The sequence below is a fragment of the Arthrobacter sp. Bi83 genome, assembly GCF_918698095.1.
GTDB lineage: Bacteria > Actinomycetota > Actinomycetes > Actinomycetales > Micrococcaceae > Arthrobacter.
The window spans coordinates 22229-41787 of sequence record NZ_CAKKLY010000043.1; the positions used below are offsets into that span (position 1 = coordinate 22229).

17 protein-coding genes and 1 pseudogene are annotated in these 19559 nt (G+C 59.9%); 12 read left to right on the forward strand and 6 right to left on the reverse strand.

The window, feature by feature from the left end; all coding sequences use genetic code 11:
- Positions 1-14: 14 nt before the first annotated feature.
- The 6 genes from LQ144_RS17550 to LQ144_RS17575 form a co-directional block, all read right to left on the reverse strand.
- The gene (locus LQ144_RS17550) at positions 15-1100 is read right to left on the reverse strand and encodes a glycosyltransferase (protein WP_230119982.1); all 1086 of its coding nucleotides are present in this window, start codon (positions 1098-1100) and stop codon (positions 15-17) included.
- A gap of 117 nt (positions 1101-1217) precedes the next feature.
- Positions 1218-2363: a glycosyltransferase gene (locus tag LQ144_RS17555; protein ID WP_230119983.1), complete on the reverse strand. Its 1146-nt coding sequence runs from the start codon at positions 2361-2363 to the stop codon at positions 1218-1220.
- Positions 2353-3396: a hypothetical protein gene (locus LQ144_RS17560; protein WP_230119984.1), complete on the reverse strand. Its 1044-nt coding sequence runs from the start codon at positions 3394-3396 to the stop codon at positions 2353-2355. The genes LQ144_RS17555 and LQ144_RS17560 overlap by 11 nt, the downstream gene beginning before the upstream one ends.
- 974 nt (positions 3397-4370) lie before the next feature.
- Entirely contained in the window at positions 4371-5765 is a 1395-nt protein-coding gene (locus tag LQ144_RS17565) for an oligosaccharide flippase family protein (RefSeq protein WP_230119985.1), read from the reverse strand.
- Between the two features lie 133 nt (positions 5766-5898).
- On the reverse strand, positions 5899-7419 hold the full coding sequence (locus tag LQ144_RS17570) for a polysaccharide biosynthesis tyrosine autokinase (protein ID WP_290369787.1): 1521 nt from the start codon (positions 7417-7419) through the stop codon (positions 5899-5901).
- Between the two features lie 299 nt (positions 7420-7718).
- Positions 7719-8183 carry an Lrp/AsnC family transcriptional regulator gene (locus LQ144_RS17575; protein WP_230119987.1) on the reverse strand — a complete coding sequence of 155 codons (465 nt, stop codon included), beginning with the start codon at positions 8181-8183 and terminating at the stop codon, positions 7719-7721.
- Positions 8184-8342: 159 nt separating this feature from the next.
- Between LQ144_RS17575 and pdhA the strand changes: the two genes are divergently transcribed.
- The 12 genes and pseudogenes from pdhA to LQ144_RS17625 form a co-directional block, all read left to right on the forward strand.
- Entirely contained in the window at positions 8343-9605 is a 1263-nt protein-coding gene (gene pdhA / locus LQ144_RS17580; protein ID WP_230119988.1) for a pyruvate dehydrogenase (acetyl-transferring) E1 component subunit alpha, read from the forward strand.
- Positions 9602-10705 carry an alpha-ketoacid dehydrogenase subunit beta gene (locus tag LQ144_RS17585; RefSeq protein ID WP_230119989.1) on the forward strand — a complete coding sequence of 368 codons (1104 nt, stop codon included), beginning with the start codon at positions 9602-9604 and terminating at the stop codon, positions 10703-10705. Before pdhA ends, LQ144_RS17585 begins: the two co-directional genes overlap by 4 nt.
- Positions 10706-10709: 4 nt before the next feature.
- Complete coding sequence (locus LQ144_RS17590) at positions 10710-12173, forward strand: dihydrolipoamide acetyltransferase family protein (protein WP_230119990.1); 1464 nt, start codon at positions 10710-10712, stop codon at positions 12171-12173.
- A 390-nt stretch (positions 12174-12563) separates the two neighbouring features.
- On the forward strand, positions 12564-13136 hold the full coding sequence (locus tag LQ144_RS17595; RefSeq protein ID WP_230119991.1) for a hypothetical protein: 573 nt from the start codon (positions 12564-12566) through the stop codon (positions 13134-13136).
- A 151-nt stretch (positions 13137-13287) separates the two neighbouring features.
- A complete protein-coding gene (locus LQ144_RS17600; protein ID WP_230119992.1) occupies positions 13288-14103 on the forward strand; it encodes an MBL fold metallo-hydrolase in 816 nt (271 codons plus the stop codon).
- An 84-nt stretch (positions 14104-14187) separates the two neighbouring features.
- The gene (locus LQ144_RS17605) at positions 14188-14496 is read left to right on the forward strand and encodes a hypothetical protein (RefSeq protein WP_230119993.1); all 309 of its coding nucleotides are present in this window, start codon (positions 14188-14190) and stop codon (positions 14494-14496) included.
- Between the two features lie 49 nt (positions 14497-14545).
- Positions 14546-14689 (forward strand): hypothetical protein, encoded by a 144-nt coding sequence (locus LQ144_RS17610; protein WP_230119994.1) that lies wholly within the window; start codon positions 14546-14548, stop codon positions 14687-14689.
- Between the two features lie 177 nt (positions 14690-14866).
- A complete protein-coding gene (locus LQ144_RS23000; RefSeq protein WP_290369788.1) occupies positions 14867-15001 on the forward strand; it encodes a hypothetical protein in 135 nt (44 codons plus the stop codon).
- Positions 15002-15003: 2 nt separating this feature from the next.
- Positions 15004-15126, forward strand: a complete 123-nt coding sequence (locus tag LQ144_RS23005) for a hypothetical protein (RefSeq protein ID WP_290369789.1) — start codon at positions 15004-15006, stop codon at positions 15124-15126.
- Between the two features lie 93 nt (positions 15127-15219).
- A complete protein-coding gene (locus tag LQ144_RS17615) occupies positions 15220-16458 on the forward strand; it encodes a MinD/ParA family protein (protein WP_230119995.1) in 1239 nt (412 codons plus the stop codon).
- A gap of 31 nt (positions 16459-16489) precedes the next feature.
- Positions 16490-17593, forward strand: coding sequence for an acyltransferase (locus LQ144_RS17620; protein WP_230119996.1), 1104 nt, complete (start codon positions 16490-16492; stop codon positions 17591-17593).
- 437 nt (positions 17594-18030) lie between these two features.
- Positions 18031-19559 (forward strand): annotated as a pseudogene (locus LQ144_RS17625) (hypothetical protein); the annotation flags it as partial.

Below are 19559 nucleotides of genomic sequence, written 5' to 3' on the forward strand. Positions count from 1 at the left end.
CAGTAGCAAACAAATCATTCGGCGAAGCATTCCACGAGCTGCGCCGCAGATCGTTTCCACGAATAGTTTTCCTGCACCAGACGTTCCGCGCCGTGAGACATGGACGAGTATGCATCCTGATCAAGGCCGATAATTCGGCTGACGTCGGTAGCAAAAACTTCAGGATTGCGGCTGGATACAATGCCTGCCCCGTACTGGGGTACATATGCGGCGTGGCTTACACCGGGTGTAATCGCCACCGGAACCCCGGCGGCCATCGCTTCGGCAACGCCAATGCCAAAATTCTCGTCCAGACTCGGAAGGATGAAGACGCCGGCCTTGGCCAGCAGCTCGTTCCTCGCTGTCTCACCATAGTGTCCAGGAAAACTGATGGAGTCGATGACCCCGAGACTGGAAGCTAGCTGGCGAAAGCCATCCAAGAGACCTTCATCATCGGGCCCGGCGACGATGATCTTGGCGTTGGGGTGCACCTTCAGGATGTCGGGGAGGCTTCTCACAACAATATCGACCCCTTTCTTTCGCGTCAGGCGGCCGATGAACGCGATGAGGTTTCGGTCTACGAGAGCAAGGTCCCGTCCGCTCCTAATGGAATCGTCGACTCCCAATGGGATGACTTCCGTTCGAAAGTCTCCAAAGCGCACTGCCTCGTCGGCCTCGCGCTGACTCGTGCAGAAAACAAACCTTGCTGATCGTAAGTTTCTCTGCTCGATTGCCCTCAGGTAGACCTTCTTAAGCGGCAAGTTATTTGCCATGTCCGCGATGTTCAAGCTGCCATGTGGGCGGATCGCGTAGGGGACTTTGGTTTTTCGAGCCAGTAGTGGCACAAAGAAGGAATGCGATAGAAAGAGTGAATGGACCAAAACGGCATCGTAACGGGAAATGTTCTTGCGAACCCAGGACAAATAGGCTGCTGAGAACTGCCACACCCGCATTGTAAGAGGGAACCGAAGTATCTCGTACGGGAGAGTGTCATCCTGCACTGCATGTGACTTATCGTCGTGCGCGACGATCGTCACAGCGTGTCCCTGGTCGGTCAGTGCGCTGGCCAAAGCGCGGACAGCCGTAGAAGGACCTCCCATTCTCGGGTCGACACTTGCCATGCATATCAGGATATTCATTTCGCAAACTCCAAATAAAAGTTGTATTGGCCAAGCACTGGCACTGTGCGCGTATCAATCAGGTGTCCCGGCGGTGATAGACGCGCCGAGCCAGAGGCGCTAGATTTTTGTGATCAGACTAGAAAGCTTTTGTGCCTCACGAACCTGATTGAACTCAAGATCAACGAATAGCTTGGCGTGGTGACTCATAATCGACCGAAATGCATCATCTTTCATCCTCGCAATGGCTGAGCACAGCTCCTCGACGTTTCCAGGGTCAATCAAGAGGCCCGTCTTTTCGTGTGAAACAAGTTCAGGAATCCCGGACAGGTTCGAACTGATGACTGCCACGCCATGCGTCATCGCCTCCATCAGAGCCACGGGGATGCCGTCCACGTCTCCGTTTGATGAAACCTTTGATGGGAGCACGAATACATCGGCCCATTTGTTCAGGTTTTGATGAACTGTCGACGATGGTTGCGCACCTAGCCACTCGATAGCGCCGGTGCTCACGAGTGGCCGCGAATCGAGCTCCAGCGCCGAGCGCAACGGTCCGTCGCCTATAATGCGCCAGATGAAGTCGACGCCGTTTTCTTCAAGGATCCGAGCTGCAGAAACACAGTCAAATAGGCCCTTCTTTTCTACCAAGCGCGCCACGGTCAACAGGTGTAGTTTGCTATCGGAGCCACGACTTCCTTCGCCCCTGGCTGGGCGTATGCCGCAGTGAACGACTGCCGAGGCTGGGCGTTGGGTTGATTCTTCAAGGAGTCTGGCAACGCTCTTACTAGCACAGACAACTTCATGGAGGGCCTGTACTTGCATCTGAAAGCGTCTGGGTGCAACAAGGTTCCGTGCGTCCGCCGCATGACCGGTGGCACTGGTGCTGACTCGGCTTCCAAGAAGTATTCGAGCATAGGTCAGAACGTCCAGTGGCCGACCGAGGAAGTGCGCATGGAGATGAATATCGCCTTCCTTTCGAGCCCTCAGCTGTGAACTAAGACTGATGGCGTGTGCGAGGGCGTACATCTGTCGACTTATGTCGGTAGCGTTGCGGGCGCCAGCGAATAGAACTACCGCGATGCTTCTTAACTTCAACAGCACTGTGCCCAAGGTTCCCAACAGGGAAAGAATTCCGCGAAAATCTTTCACAGCCGACTTTGCAGACAGGGCGGACGGCCAGGAAGCTGAAAAGCCAGTACCTGGATGTAGGGCATATCGGGTTACACGATGCCCAATGCTTTCCATGGCTTCTGCTTCATTTTCCACGAACGTCTGGGTAACTACCGGATATTCGTGAATGATGTACACGATACTTTTGAGTTTCAAGGCTCCCAAGTTCCTTTCTTTGAGTAAAGGCCACAATGGCTAGATATATGACAAGAATGTACACCCAGCGGCGAGCCTCTGAGCCTATATCGAGGAGTAGATCTCCACCCTTAAACGTATTGAAAAGGAATGCACCCCATAATCCGAATAATACAACTCCGAGAGGTTTTCGTAGCCTGGATAACCAATTTGTAACTAATCCCAACAGCGTCCCGACGATTAAGGCCAGGAACATTCCAATCGGCAGTGCGAACCCTAAGACCAAACTGGTTGGAAGCGATGGAGGGAGGCCGCTATTATTTGCCTGCGCCATTGATCCAATAGCCTGCACGACGAGTACATCGATACGCGCTTGTGAAATATCAGCCGCTCGCGCACCGGACCCAGGCAGAGCCGCTGACAAGACCGTAAGGCCCCGTTCAATCGATCCGAGAACGGGACGCAACTCGTCTACTGAGCCTTGAGATGCGACCGAAACATCAAATATTGAGTAACCGATGGTGTCCAGAATGCTGGCGTCGTGTGTGGTCTTTAGCGCTTCGGCCCTCCCTCCCAGAACCAGAGCGCTGGTTGCCAGTATGAGGAGGACGACGGCAACGGCTGACTTGAACGACGGTGTCCTGCCGCGCACCTTGAAGTAACTAAATGCCAAGGCGACCACACTTAGGACGAGAAGTAGGCGGCTGCCAAACATCGTCATCCCAAATCCCACGACTATCAGGGCCTGTCCCGCGGCAAACACGCGAAGTCTTTTACTCCGATTGTTCCCCAGAGCCACGAGAAACAGAGTAACGATCGAAGGAAGCGCGAAGGTGGCCCAGAGCGACATTCCAAGAGTCCCCGACGTTTCGATGCTGACATTTCTGTCATGAAGGCTCAGCCGAGCAGCGGCCGCTGCTATTCCGCCCAGCGACCTGGCCACGTCAAGGCAGCCGTACACAGCGAGAGCCCATAGCACCTGAGAGAGCATCAAGATTGGTGTGGAGACATTCGGCATCGGTTCTTGTTCGATATGTTGTCGGCCACGGCCTAGACGGTCACCGAGTATCAGCATGCACGTAACTATCGAACAGGAAATTAGTGTGTCCCGCACTAGTGCTGAATCAACGGGCCCCGCAATGGCGAAGCCGATGCTACGTCCGTTTATCCAATACTGGACGAGTCCCGCTGTGAAGAATAGGAAAAAACAAACAGCGGCCAACATTCCGAATGTCGGTGTCCAGCGAAAAGATGCAATCCTGCCAGAAACTGCGAATAATGCGACTAGCGGTACAACGCATGCGAGAAGTGATAGCGCATCATTGAAGTAATCATGAGCCTGAAGCCATACGATTAGCGCTGCTGCACCGACGGCACCCAATACGGCAATGAACCACAAAGCGGCCACTCCGGCCTTTGGAAATTTCACGTGGTCAACTGAATGAGATCGGCTACGAAACCACGGTGATCGGTAGGGAACGTCATTCTACTTCCCGAGCTCCCTAGCGGGGACGCCTGCCACAACTGAGTGTGGCGGGACGTCGCGGAGAACCACCGAGCCGGCGCCTACCTGAGATTCTTCACCGATTCTGATGTGGCCTAATAGGACGCTTTGTGGTCCCACGCTCACCCTGTCTTCGAGAACCGGGCAATCGGAACTAGTTCTTCTACTCCCGATTGTGACGTTGTGCCTAAGTTCAACATCGCTTCCTATCTTGCTCGATCCGTTTACAATCAGTCCAAATCCATGATGAATTCTGAGCCTGGGACCAATTGCAGTGTTGGTTGGGATGTCAATGGAGAGGAAATTTAGAGCAACGGCCCTATATACGGCGCTAACTGCACGGCGGATGATCGTTGGATGCCGGCTCGCGGAGTATTGAGCAATCCTAAATAGCACCAACATCAGTTGGATTCGCCTACGGCCGTGGTTTACTTTCCAATCGCACAAAATATGCTGCGGTGAAGTCACGTCTTGTCCACCTCTCTCTTCACATTGGACTGACTAGCAACTCGTCTAGAGCGCTTAGTGATCAGGCCGATGGCATGCCAAAAAATATCCATGAAAGTAGCCGGGATTGCTCGGAGGATCATTACCACCAGCGTCCAGACGCCGACACGCAAAACTGTTTTCAGGGATGAAAACATGAACATTTGCACAATCAGATAGGCCACGATGCTGGTCACTGCCGCTCCTGCCGTCCCGAGTGGCGGAAGGAGGAGGAACCACAGGAGAATACTTGCTACCAGGCCCAGCGATGAACTCCAACTGCTGCGCCCCGGCCGATTCATTCCCAGCAGGGCGCCATGTGCGCATGAGTTTAGTGCGTCGAATAGCGCGGCTGCACAGAGAATCTGAATAAGAAAAATGGATGAGCTAAATTCCTGGCCATATATTATCGGAGCAATCCAAGGTGCGGACGCCGCTAACATCGTCGCGGGTATTCCAATAACGATGAGCGTAGCTGCGTATGCACGGGCAATAGCGGAGGCCCGTTCAGTCTCGTGGACGGATTGAATCAGAGGCTGGACAGTATTTATTACTGGACCGCTTAGCAGCGCCAAGGATGTCGTCAGCGACACAGCAACCGCGTAGAGCCCCAAATCTCTGGTGGAAAGAAAAATGGCAATGACGATTTGGTCGAGATAGGCATTCAGATCGCGTATCGCTAGTCCAGGAAACACTCGAACTGAAAAGGAGGTTATGGCTCGTGTGTCTGTGCTGTCTCTCCTGCCGTGGAGAAGCCCACGAAGGCCCATGGAAGCTAACCCAGCTGTTGCAGATATGATTTGGGATGCGACCATTGAAAACGCGGCAGTTGTCACGGACAGTTGGTCCGTGAACACGAGAACGAGGCAAAACACTAGCCACGATAGAGCCTGAGTGAGCTTCACTGTGGCGATGCCCGATGCTTCGAGCTTTCCGCGGAAAAAGTTGATGACGTTTGCACTGAAAAGGTTGAAAAGCGGGAACAAGCCGAAGGCTAACCATGCCGATGAGCCTCCGGGGTGGAATCCTAGTTCATGCAGAACGACTGCGATCATTGCCATCACAAGCCCCCCGGCAAGCGAGACGAAGATGAGCAGCCGCACTATCGATCGGTCTTCTCGTCGCCCCGACGATCGGTTTGCGGCCCACGCAATTGCGTGTGGATACCCGAAACAAATGACACTAACTGCAATGAGTGAAATACGGTTCAGCAACTGATACTCGCCGTATTCACTCGGCCCCAAACTGCGCGCTAGCAGAATCGTGACCGGTAGGTTGATGACGGCGGCTACTATTTGCGTAAGAAAGAGTGCGCTTGCCGCCTTGATTCGACTTGGCTTTTGCCCGGCCTTAGATCTTGTTGTCGTATCCACCTGTGGCGACCTATCCCTCTGCCTAATCCTGAAATTGTTCTTCGACTGGCGGACACCCCGGGGCGCCAGAACGAGTTCTAAGCCGCTGTGAATCGCGCCAGGGGGACGTTGGTCAAACGGATGACCGAGCTGACTATTTGCGGCCTGTTCTCGACGTCGGAAATAAGCTGGAGCGTCGGGCATCCAAGTCATCGTTAGGTGCATCGAAGGAGTCTGAACTGGCGTCGATCTCCGACGCGGAGAGGGCAGTTGCAGCCGATTGTTTATGGCCGCGGATGCCGCTATTTCCCTTAAGATCTGGGATCTGATCGTGACTGTAGTAGTTGTAGGAGTACGCGTCGGGGCCTCTTACAGGCAATTGATTCAGAACGATTCCGAGAACCTTGGAGCCGACCATTTGGAGAGCGTTTAGGGACTTCTGGAGGTCTTGGTGTCTGAGCTTTTGTGATCCGACAATTACCACCACGCCGCCGACGTGCTGAGAGAGAACTGCTGCGTCCGTTACGGGGAGAAGCGGCGGCGCATCGATAATCACCGTATCGAATGCCTGCTCCAGCCGGCTTATCAGCTGCTTCATCTCTTGGGAGCCCAATAGTTCGCTGGGATTTGGAGGGATTTGGCCGGATGTGAGGACGTAAAGGTTATCGCTGCCCCATGGTTGCAATAGGTCGTTCACGTCTGCGGCCCCAACGAGAGCCGTTGTTAGGCCGGCGTTGCGTTCAAGCCCTAGGTACTCGCTTACCATCGGACGTCGAAGGTCTGCGTCAACTAAACATACAGTTTGCCCAGCCTGGGCAAGGGCGATCGCAAGATTGGTGGCCGTGGTGCTTTTTCCCTCCCCGGGGAGGGAAGACGTGAGGAGTACAGTGTTTGCATTGCCGGATACGTTGGCAAACTGAAGGTTCGTCCTTAGCTGCCGAAACGACTCTGCGCGTGGGCTTTGCGGTGCCGTCTGTGTCAGCAGAGGCTTTCGTGTGGCATCAGAGTCGAATGCTATCCCACCAAGTAGTGGAGCGTCCGTAATATGCCGCAGGTCGGCTTCGCCTCGAATTCTGTTGTCCAGAGTTGTCCGAAGGATAGCGGTACCCAAGCCAATAGCCACGCCCAAGAGGAGGCCAAGGGCGAGGTTGAGCTTCGTGTTGGGGCTAGATGGGGCATCGGCTGCACGTGCCGGCTTAATGATCGACAAGCTGACGGGAGAAGTTCCGCCGGCTTTCGGTTTTTCCAGAGAGTCGACTGCCTTGACGAGACTGTCTGCAACCGCTTGAGCTATGGCAGCCGCTTGGACTGGCGACGAGTCTGAGGCCTTGATATTTATCAGGACAGTATTGAGATCTGTTGTGGCAGTTACTCTGTCTGCTAGTTGCTCCGCTGTTACGTCGAGCCCTAAAGAGTCGATGACAGGTTGGAGGACTATTGGCGACTCGACAGTGCCTACGTACGACTGCACCCTGGCCTGGCTGAATGTGTTGCCCTGCTGTAGCTCCTGCACTGAACCAGAGCTCTGGATAGCGACGAAAAGCTGTGTTTGGGACTCGTATGTCGGTTTTGCGAGAACAGAAGCAACGCCGCCTACGAGAAGCCCGGCCAGCGATGCAGCAAGTATCATGATCCAGTTACGGCGTAGGATGCGTAAGTAATCGCGTAGTTCCAAAACCGGAGTCCCCCTGATTCGGTGCTGGAGACCGCCTGATGGCACGCCCCCAGAACGGCAATATTCGTGCGGTCCCGCTAATTGTACAGTTGGAATTGAGCACCTGCATTGTGGTTACGCGGGCGGGGCCGCGCTAGTCGATCACCGACGTCACGGTTGCACATGAAGCCCGATGGTGCCGTTGGTGTGTGTGTCCAAGTGGGGCGGGTATCCGCAGGTTCAACTCGGGACGCGTGGCACCGCGTTACTCGGGTGGGCAGAGGGTGATCTTTTCGCGCCGGGTCGCGAGAATTGCGTCCCTACCGGGTATCGACGTCCTCAAATACCAGAAACGTTTGCGTATCCAGCACGCCCGGCATCGACTGCAGCTGGTCGAAGATCACCCTCCGCAGGTCCACATTGTCCACCGCCCGGACCAGCAGGATGACGTCGAAGTCCCCGCCCACCAGGGCGATGTGGTGCACCTCGGGGATCGCCCGCAGCAGTTCCCGCAGCTCGCGCCAGGAATGTTGCCGGACCTTCAGCGTCACGTAGGCGGATGATTTCAGCCCCGCCTTAATTGGGTCTACCAACGCCGTGAACTTGGTCAGCACGCCCTCACCGGTCAGCCGAGCAATCCGCGTGTAGGCATGCGCCCGCGAGATGTGGACGTTCTCGGCCACCTGCGTTACGGACATCCGCCCGTCCCGCGTCAGCTCCGCGATGATGTTGCGGTCCACGTCGTCCAGAGGCACGGCCGCCTGCTCCGTGTCGGCTCCTGCCATTTGTCTACAACCCCTGTCGGTAATCCAGCCCACAGTTACGATTTGTCTTTCAGAATAGGGGAACTGTCTTTACTTCTCCACGATTGGCGGCGGGGCTGGATACGAAACATCGTCTAGGACCATACTGAAAGCGAATAGTGGCTACAGAAGGACGGACCAATGACGATCTCCGCGGACCACACTGCGCCCGGTCAGACGGCGCAGGGCCGGCAGTCGCAGGACCACATCGAGGACTCCCGCAGCGGCGGCCCCGTAGCCGAGGCGGTGCGCAAATTCGGCATCACGGCTGAGGACTACATGCTGCCGGCCCGCCATCAGATCCAGATGGTGGACCAGGACGGCCACCTCAAGCCGCACTCCGAGCAGGGCGCCGAACCCGGACACGAGTATCCGCTGCCCGGCGACGCCGAACTGCTCGCCGCTTACGAGCAGTTGGTCGTCGGCCGCCGCGTCAACGACCAGAACTCCGCCTTGGTCCGCCAGGGCCGCATGGCCGTCTACCCCTCCAGCCACGGCCAGGAGGCCTGCCAGGTCGCGGCTGCCCTCTGCCTGTCGGAGGGCGACTGGATGTTCCCCACCTACCGGGACTCCGTGGCCGTCATGACCCGCGGCGTGGATCCGGTGCAGACCATGACACTCTTCCGCGGCGACTGGCACAGCGGCTATGATCCCGCCAAGCACAAGGTCGGCATCCAGTGCACCCCGCTCACCACCCAACTGCTCCACGCCGTCGGCGTCGCCCATGCTGCCAAGCTGCGCGGCGAGGAGACCGTGGTCCTGGCTATGTGCGGCGACGGCGCCACCAGCGAAGGCGACTTCCACGAGGCCCTGAACTTCGCCGCTGTCTTCCATCTGCCCGTCGTCTTCTTCGTGCAGAACAACCAGTACGCCATCTCGGTGCCGCTGGCCCACCAGTCCGTGGCGCCGTCCCTCGCCCACAAGGCCGTGGGCTATGGCATGGCCGGCGAACGCGTGGACGGCAACGATGTCGTCGCGCTTCTCGCCGTGCTGGACCGCGCCGTCAAGCTCGCCCGCGAAGGCTCCGGACCCCTCATGGTGGAGGCACACACCTACCGCATGCAGGCCCACACCAACGCTGACGACGCCACCCGTTACCGCCAAGACAGCGAAGTGGCCCAGTGGGTGGCCCGGGATCCTCTGACGAGAATGCGGACCTACCTCACGGACGAGGGGCTGCTGGACGACGACGGCGAGTCCCGGATCGCGGAGAAGGCGGAGGCCGTTGCCACGCAGCTGCGCAACGGCCTCAGCGAGGACGTCCCGGTGGACCCGCAGGACCTCTTCAAATACGTCTTCTCGACGCCGACCCCGCAGCTCAAGGAACAGTCAGCACTGCTGGCCGACGAACTCGCCCGCGACGCCAGCGCCGGCGCTTCAACCAACCCGGAGTCCGCAAAATGAGCACCGCCACGTCAGCAGTCAACGGCAACGTCAGCTCCGCCACCGCCCGGGCAGCCGCCACAGCCGCGGCCACCGCCGAAGCGACCGGGCCGCAGCCCGTCACCATGGCCAAGGCCCTGAACACCGCCATGGCCGATGCCATGCACGCCGACAAGTCCGTACTGGTCTTCGGCGAGGACGTCGGCATGCTGGGCGGCGTCTTCCGCATCACCGACGGCCTCACCAAGATGTTCGGCGAGCAGCGCTGCTTCGACACCCCGCTGGCCGAGTCCGGCATCGTGGGCATGGCGGTGGGCATGGCCATGAACAGCATGCGCCCGGTCATCGAGATGCAGTTCGACGCCTTCGCCTACCCGGCCTTCGAGCAGATCGTCAGCCACGTGGCCAAGATGCATAACCGCACCAAGGGCGCCCTCAAGCTGCCCATGGTCATCCGCGTACCGTACGCCGGCGGCATCGGGGGAGTGGAACACCACTGCGACTCCTCCGAGTCCTACTACGCCCACACCGCGGGCCTCAAGGTCTTCGCCCCGGCCACCGTAGCCGACGCGTACCGCATGCTGCGCGAAGCCATCGACTCGGATGACCCTGTCATGTTCATGGAGCCCAAGAAGCTCTACTGGTCCAAGGACATGGTGGATCTGGAAGCCCTCCGCGACCAGCACGCCTCGAACACTGCGGCCGGAACGTCCACCGAAGGCCGTGCCGCCGTCGCCCGCCCGGGGACTGACGCCACGCTGATCGCCTACGGTCCGTCCGTGCCGACCGCGTTGGCCGCGGCTGCCGCGGCGGCCGAGGAGGGCCGCTCGCTGGAAGTTATCGACGTCCGCTCGATTGTGCCGTTCGACGACGAAACGATCTGCGCGTCCGTCCGCAAGACCGGCCGCGCCGTGGTGATCGCCGAGGCCCACGGGTTCGCGTCCGTGTCCTCCGAGATCGTGGCACGCGTCCAGGAGCGCTGCTTCCACCATCTGGCCGCGCCGATCCGCCGCGTCACCGGCTTCGACGTGCCTTACCCTGCCCCCAAACTCGAGCACTACTACCTGCCCGGCGTGGACCGTATCCTCGACGCCGTAGACGACCTCCAGTGGGAAGACTGATCAGATGAGCGAAACGAAAGTGTTCCTCCTGCCCGACCTCGGCGAGGGCCTCACCGAAGCCGAACTCGTCAACTGGCTCGTGGCCGTGGGCGATGAAATCCGCGTGGACCAGCCCATCGCCGAAGTGGAGACGGCCAAGTCCATGGTGGAGGTTCCGTCCCCCTATGCCGGCACAGTCGCCGAGTTGCACGGTGAACCGGGCCAGACCCTGGACGTAGGCAAGCCGTTGATTTCGGTGACACCGGCAGGAATGCCGGTTGCGCCTGCAGAGACCAGGATCCCGCTGATTGACTCTGTCGAAACCGAGGCCGCCGAGACGGCCGCCGAAACCTACCGGGAAGAAGAAAAAGCCGGCTCAGGCAACGTACTGATCGGCTACGGAACCCCAGGAGGAGCGGCAACAGTCCGCCGGACCCGCCCCCGGCGCGCAACATCGCAGGGTGAACCTGTGGAAACCAAAGTCGCCGAAGCCAAGCTGACCACTTCTGCCGACGACCTTCTTCTCCTGCGCACCCGCGTCCCAGGCAAGCTCGGCGCGGTCATCTCACCGCTCGTGCGGCGAATGGCCAAGGAGCACGGCGTCGATCTCGGGCACGTGCAGGGCTCGGGCGACAGCGGACTGATCATGCGCCGTGACATCGAGGCTGCAATCAAACCGCTGAGTGAGCCTGACGAAACCCCGCAGGTTGAGCGCGTCGAAACCCGGGACTCACCAAGCTCGACCGACGGCGTGATCGATCCCCGCACCGGACTCGGCATCGCAAGCCGCACTCCAGTCCGCGGCGTCCGCAAAGCCGTCGCCACCAACATGACGCGAAGTCGCTCGGAAATTCCGGAAGCAACGGTGTGGGTGGATGTTGACGCGACCGTGCTCGTGGAGCTGCGCGCCGGGCTTAAGAAGGCCGACCCCCACACGCCAGGGCTGTTGGCCTTCATTGCACGTTTTGTCACGGCTGGGTTAAAAAAGTATCCGGAGCTGAACACGCGGATTGTCACCACCGAGGACACCGCCGGCGGCGAGCAGCAGGAGATCGTCGCTTTTGACGGCGTCAACCTTGGATTCGCCGCACAGACGGAGCGCGGCCTAGTTGTCCCGTCGGTCCGGAACGCCGACAAACTCAGCGCCCGCGAACTGGATGCGGAAATCCGTCGACTGACCGCCGTCGCCCGCGACGGCAAAGCGACCCCAGCAGAACTTGGAAGCGGAACGTTCACGCTGAACAACTACGGAGTGTTCGGCGTCGACGGCTCGGCAGCGATCATCAATTACCCCGAGGTGGCGATACTGGGCGTCGGCCGGATCATCGACAAGCCGTGGGCAGTCAACGGGGAGCTCGCAGTCCGCAAGATCACCGAGCTGACGCTCACCTTCGACCACCGAGTATGCGATGGGGGAACGGCAGGCGGCTTTCTCCGCTATGTTGCGGACGCCATTGAAAGCCCAAGCTCCTTGCTTGCGGACCTATGAAGCTAATCACAGATTTGGGCTGCAGGGGCACCGAAGGGGTCATGCCGTCACGGATGCCGCGGTAGCCTACGAGCTTGCATCCGAGTGGTCGGTGCAGCGGACTGATGCTTGGAGACCGCCGCCGTCGTCACTATAGGACGTGACGTGGTTAGTGACGGCTTTGCATGTCTCGCAGAAGTGCCTATGTTGTTTGATCCCCATGGCCAGATCATACCCAGCTATACATTTCGATTGAGTTACCGGGGCGATAGGTTCAGCAACTGAGCATCCCATCCTTGGTGGTGGAATGAGGACTTCCCAGTATCAATCTGCTTCCAGTGCGCTTCATGAGGCGGAAATTCATTGCGGCGTGGTTATGCTGCGTAGGTGCGATGCAGAATACGTTCACGGATGACCGTCAAACGGCCCAACTTGAACTGGCAGGATGAGCATGCCAACGCGATCCTGTCCTATCAGGCACTCAACGAACGTGTCGGGGATCGCGACGCCTTGATTTGGCAGTCGGCCGCGCTGGCCATGACGGCGCAGGCATTTCTGCTCACTATTGCGCTCGGTCATGACACCAGCCCGGCCGCTCGAAGTCTCGCCGCCATGCTAGGCATCGCCGTGACGGTCATGTCCGTCCAGTTGATGTTGAAGCATCGGTTATTCATGGCAACTGACGAATTGCTGATGATTGCCCTCGAGCGGCATATGGGTCTGTTGGTGAGCGCGGTGGATCATCCCGAGAAGATGGACTTCATCCGCGCGGACGGGGGCGTTCCGGTCCTGATCCAGAAGGCGCCGGCTAAAAACTGGATATTGATTCCGAAAAGCGTCCACGTATGGATCATCGGGCTCAGTTTGTTCGCGTTGGTCAATCTTCTGCTACTTGCATTTTCCATTCCTGACGCACTTGGCGTTCCTTGTCCGTGGACGACGAAGCTTCCCTCGGGGTCCACGGAATGTGTCATTGCGCTGTGATCCACGATGCGCGGCAGATCGGCGCCCAAGGCAAGAACTGAGTCTGGGGCCGGCTACCGGGACGGAAATTCAGCTCCCTGATTATCCCCAGTCTCATGGGTAGAATCGAGGCCTGAAGACCGCAGATGCTCCCCAGATTTACGGAGAAACAATGTCACGATGGCTCGACGTCGGCACGGACAACTATGTGCTGGTGACTGAAGGTTCGAAGCTCAATACCGGACTGATCTTGGGGACGGAACGGGCAATGGTCATCGACACCGGTTGCGGACCCAGGCAGGGTCGGCAAATCCTGGACGCGGTCCGGGAGAAGACCTCACTGCCTTTGGTCGTAGTTAACACGCACGCGCACTACGACCACTTTTTCGGCAACGCCGTGTTCGCGGAAGCCGGCGCCACTGAATTCTGGGCACATGAAAACTGTGCGGAGGAGATCGGCGAAAACGGGGACGCACAGCGTGCCGCCGTGACCGGGCTGGAGCCCGAGATGGCTGCCGGCGAAGGCGACAACGTGGAACTCGTGGTGCCCAACGCGATCGTCCGGGACCAGCCGGTCCTGGTGGACCTCGGCGGGCAGGCCGCCACCCTGTTCTACCTCGGCCGCGGACACACCGACGGAGACCTTTTGGTCGGCACAACCACCACGCTCTACGCCGGCGATCTCGTGGAGCAGGGGTCCCACCCGTCTTTTGAAGACTCCTACCCGGAGGAGTGGGCCGACGCCCTGCGGCACCTGTCCGCGCTGCGCCACCGCTACGAGTTCCTGGTCCCAGGCCACGGGGAGCCGTGCAGCGACCGCTTCGTCAAGACGATAGCCGACACCATGTCCACTGCAGTCCGGCAGGCGCGCCAGTCGATCCGGGACACCCCCAGTGACGCGACCAAGGCAATTCCGGTCCTGCCCTATGGTCCGGAGCAGTCCCGCTGGTTTATCAAGCGCCTGCAGGAGACCCGGCCGCAGCACTGAATCCAAGTAGTGCTGCGGTGGGCGGTACAAAAACAGGTAGAGACTACGCTGGGGGAGGCCGGCGGCTCGCTCTAGGTTGGGGTCATGAAGACCGGTATCAGCGCAGCTATCCGCCGTTTCATCGAGAAGCACGTCGTAGCGGACGACCCTTACCCGGAGCGGTCCTGGCTGGACGCGCAGGACATGCCCCGGCTGGCGGTGCAGGTTCCCGAGACAGTGTCCGGTCTGCCCGTGACTCCCTTGCTTCCTCTGCCCGGCAGGCACTTCGGGCACCGCCGGGCCCACCCCTTCAACCGGCTCCGCGGTCGACACATGATGCCTGTGCATCATGACGACGGCGCCGTTGCCGACCGGCCCACGGACGAGCTGTTCAGGGGACGCTGGCCGTCATAAAGCACATGACTTGATCCTGCTCCAAGTTTGTGTGTGTACCATCGCCGCCATGGGGAACTATTTAAGTGGTCAAGCCGCCCGGGAGTCGCGCCGAGAGATCCGGCGCCGCAGGCTTCGGATCGTGGCCTATGTGGGGCTGGCCGTGCTGGCAGTCGCCACGGCATTTGTGGTGGTGATCGCCCTCCGGCGTTGAGTTGGTTGCAGCAAATGGCGGACACGCCGTGCTTTGACAGGATTTGTCGAACGCGTGACCTCTGGATAGTGTCGTGGGAAATCCAAATGGGGGATTCCACCGCTAGTACTGACGACGTGGCCAGGGCTGACCGTTCTGCATGCGTCGAAAGTGTCACCGCATCCTGGAGGTTCAACTGTGGCTCTCACCGACTTTGTTCTTTCGCTGTCCGGCCTGCTGGGCAGCCTGCTGATTCCTTTCGCCGGGCTCTACGGGCTGCTGCGGCTCAAGCGCCGCTCCGTCTCCTCGGCCGCTGCGCTCCGCGTGAAATAGCCGTGCCGTACATCGACATTAACCCCCACCGCAGCCGCCCCAAATGGTGGAGCTACGTTCTCTTGGCTGTACTCTTGGTCGTCACCGCAGCCGTAGTGGCCGCTGCCCTCTTCCGCGGCTGGTAACAGCCTTAAGGGCGCCAGCGCCTAGAATTGCTGTTTGAACCAATCCAATCGAGAAGCGCAGCTCACCCTGCTGTGAGTCCTGGGGGACCAAACATGCCCAAACCAGCGGATAACCAATTGGCCGAAGCGGACACCGACGCGGAGCAACCGGAGCTCCGGCGCCGCCGTTCCCGCCGCCGAGACGGCGGCTCCTCCGACGACTGGACAGGATCCTTCGAAACCGTGACACCCGACACCACCACGGCGCCTGCACTTCCGGTCCGCAGCTCGTCCTGGGCCGAAGCAGCAGCCGTCGCGGACGCCCTCGCGGACACGCCCCCGGCCCCGCCGGCTCCGGCCCGCAGGCCGGCGGGAGCACCGCCGTCGTACGCTCCGGAACCTGCACAAAAAACGGAAGCACAGGCGTCGGACGTCACTGCCATGCCGACGTCGTTCGTCCGCGAGCAGAAGCCCCGCCCCAAGGGCGGTTTCCGTGGTTTCCTGTACCGCGCGACCGGTGGCTCCTGGAACATGGGCCCGAGCGCACGGGAGCGCGAGGAGGACGAGCTGGCCCGGCGCATCTCCCGCCAGCTGCAGGGCAGCTTCAACACCGCCGTGCTCAGCCTCAAGGGCGGCATCGGCAAGACCTCCACCACCGTGGGCGTGGGCCTCACCTTGGCCGAATTCCGCGGCGACCCGCCCTGCGCCATCGACGCGAACCCCGATTCCGGCGACCTCGTGGAGCGCGCCCTGGGCGAGGGCATCTACCAGCAGGCCACCCCCCGCACCATCACGGACCTGCTCAAGAACATCGACTCCATCGACTCGCTGACCGGGCTGTCCCGCTATATGCACCATTCCGGCCGGCTGCATCTCATCGCAGGCGAGCAGGACCCCGAGGTCTCCGACTCGCTCACGGCCGAGGAGTACCTGCGGATCCGCAAGCTGATCTCCGGCTACTACTCCGTGGCATTGACCGACTGCGGCACCGGCGTGACACACAACGCGATGAGCGGGATCCTGCAGTCGGCGGACAACCTGATCATCGCCGCCGGCTACGCGGTGAGTGGCGCCAAGCGCGCCCGCAGCACCCTGCAGTGGCTCGCCAGCCACGGGTACGAGGACTTGGCCCGCAACGCGATCGTGGTGATCACGGACAAGGACGAGGTGTCCACCCGTGTGGACAAGGACGCGATCGAGGAGCACCTCGCCGGGATGTGCCGCCAGCTCATCGCCGTGCCGCACGACAGGGGAGTGGCCGACGGGGACCTGGTGACCCTCGACCACCTGAAACCGGAGACGCGGCGGGCGTACAAGGAGATTGCCGCCGCGATCGTGGATGGCTACCGGTAGGGCGGTCATTGCCGTCTCACTTGGGAGAAGGATGAACGACGCGCGCATCCGGCTGGATTCACTGACAGGATTGCGGTTTCTGGCCGCCATGCTGGTGGTCCTGTATCACGCATCTGTGACGCTGGTGCCCGAGATGTTCCCGCTCGTGTCCATGGGACAGACCGGCGTGACGTTCTTTTTCATACTCTCTGGATTCGTGCTCGCCTGGTCCATGAAGCCAAACACTCCTAAGAGGCAGTTCTACTGGCGCCGGTTCGCCAGGGTCTGGCCGCTGCATGCGCTCACGGCGGCTGCTGCGTTCGTGCTGATCCTGGCCACCCAGCGGGAGCAGTCCGTTCCCCAGCTCATCGCCACGCTGCTCCTCGTGCAGTCCTGGCACGCGGACCCGAGCTGGGTCTACGCCTACAACGGGGTGTCCTGGTCGCTCTCCTGCGAAGCCTTCTTCTACGCGGTTTTCCCGTTCCTGGCCGTGTTGCTTTCGCGTTTTCGAGCGAGGCAGCTCCTTCGTATCTGTGCGCTGGTTTTCGTCGCCGCGGCTTCTCTCTTGTCTGCACTTCTCGCGTTGCTCCCGGCGTTCGACTGGGGATCCCTGCTGTACACGTTCCCGGCGTACCGGGTGTCGGAGTTCACTGTGGGTGTCTGCCTGGCCATCGCGTTCAGGAAAGGCTGGAAGCCCAAGTTCGGTGTGGGCGTCGGAGCAGCCGCAGCCGTCGGTTCTGTCCTCGTGCTCGAAGTCGTCGCCGCCAACGTCCCGTGGCACATCGCCCCGGCGCTGGCGAGCACGCTCTGCATCCCAGGCTTCGCCCTCCTGATCTCGGCCTTCGCCAACCGCGACTCCACCGGTGGCCGCCGCACCCTCGTCAGTTCTCCCGTCATGGTGAGGCTAGGCGAATGGTCATTCGCCCTCTACCTGGTTCACGAGCTCGTTCTGCGGACAGCTCTGGAACTCGGCCCGGTGACCCTAGCGGAACGCGCCGCCTTCGCCGCCGTCGGCATCGCAGTATCCATTCCGCTTTCCGCGGGCCTCTTCACGCTGTTTGAACGTCCCATTGAGGCCAAGTTGAGGAGCATGTTCCTGCACAGGGGCCCCGTGGCGGACAGCCGTGAGCCCGAGGAAAGTCTGGCGGCAAAGTAGCCCAGACAAGCTGTTTCGAGTCGGTGAGGGTTACTCGAACACAGACTCCGGTGACCTGATGGAGCCGGCCTTGGGCGTGGACATCTACCAGTAGGCCACTCCGCTGACCATCTCGGACCTGCACAAAACCATCGGCTCGAATGATTCGGTGACCGGGCTATCGCGCTGCATGCAGGCGAATTACATCGATTCTCCCGGATCCACTATAATTTCGTCGTCTGCCATCGGCAGATGCTGACGTTGGCCTCTGCCAACCACAAGTGGGGGCCATATTGTCATATTTTGTGCCTAGCCGATGGCTATTGCGAGCTGTTGCCTTAGTCCTGACCATCGTCTTTGTTTGCGCGAACGTTATCTTGTCAGCCCCCGCGCAAGCGGCTGCGGATACGGCTCCGCCGGTGCTGCGGGAGCTGACGATAGCACCGGAGTCGGTCGATGTGAGCGGCGAAGCGCAGCAGGTCAGGGTGTCGGCGCACATCACGGACGATGTATCCGGGGTGGGGTCGCTTTTCCTCTACCTTGAAAACCAGGCCTCGGGTTCGAATGTTTACGGCTTCATGCATTTGGATAGCGGCACGTTCACGGATGGAATGTTTTCCGTGGATTTGGTTCTTCCGGTCGGGGCACCCGCCGGCACTTGGAAGCCGCGCTTTAGCATGTTTAGGGATAACGTCGGTAACAGTTCCGATGACCCGCTGGCCGGGATTGTCTCGCCGACACTTGGTGTCACTGGCGCCGCTGCGGATACGGCTCCGCCGGTGCTGCGGGAGCTGACGATAGCACCGGAGTCGGTCGATGTGAGCGGCGAAGCGCAGCAGATCAGGGTGTCGGCGCACATCACGGACGATATATCCGGGGTGGGGTCGCTTTTCCTCTACCTTGAAAACCAGGCCTCGGGTTCGAATGTTTACGGCTTCATGCATTTGGATAGCGGCACGTTCACGGATGGAATGTTTTCCGTGGATTTGGTTCTTCCGGTCGGGACACCCGCCGGCACCTGGAAACCGCGCTTTAGCATGTTTAGGGATAACGTCGGCAATAGTTCCGGCGACCCGCTGGCAGGCATCGCAAGTCCGGCCCTCACTCTAGTAGAGAACAATGTTGCCAATCAGATGGTCGTGCCGCTCCCCATTTTGTTCAACGATAGTTACGGAGCATTAAAGGACACGTACGTGATCCCAGTTGTCGAAGGCGTTGACTACTTCGTGGACGGACAGGCTGTCGAGTCTGGAAGCCACTCTGCTTTTGGGACAATTCATATCACCGCTAAACCCCAGAAAGGTTATCTTTTTGCGCCGGGTGCCGACAGTGATTGGCAGTTCGCTTTCGCCGCTCAGCCCGAGGACACGTCGGTTCCTCCTTCTCTGACGGATTTCCGGCGAACTTCCGGCGAAGTGATTCAGGTCGGTGAGGATCTGACTTTTGACTGGCAAGCGGCGGACGCTGCCGTGAACAATGTGACGTTCACACTCACGGACTCGATGGGCCGTTACCACTACGCCACCTGGTACAGCCGCGGCGAGGACGCCCTCTCTGGAACCGCGTCGGTGCCCGTCGATGGTACGTGGGCGGCGGGTGCGCTGAATCTTATTTCGATTGATGTTTACAGCGCTGGCGCCTACGTGAATTACCGTCCTGGTGCGCCTGCCTACAAGAGCCCCTCGGGTCTAAAGGATCCCAGGCCCGTGGACTTGGACTTCGCTGGAGCTAAGTTTGCGGTTGAGAACTCTGAGGACACGTCGGTTCCTCCTTCTCTGACGGATTTCCGGCGAACTTCCGGCGAAGTGATTCAGGTCGGTGAGGATCTGACTTTTGACTGGCAAGCGGCGGACGCTGCCGTGAACAATGTGACGTTTACACTCACGGACTCGATGGGCCGTTACCACTACGCCACCTGGTACAGCCGCGGCGAGGACGCCCTCTCTGGAACCGCGTCGGTGCCCGTCGATGCTACGTGGGCGGCGGG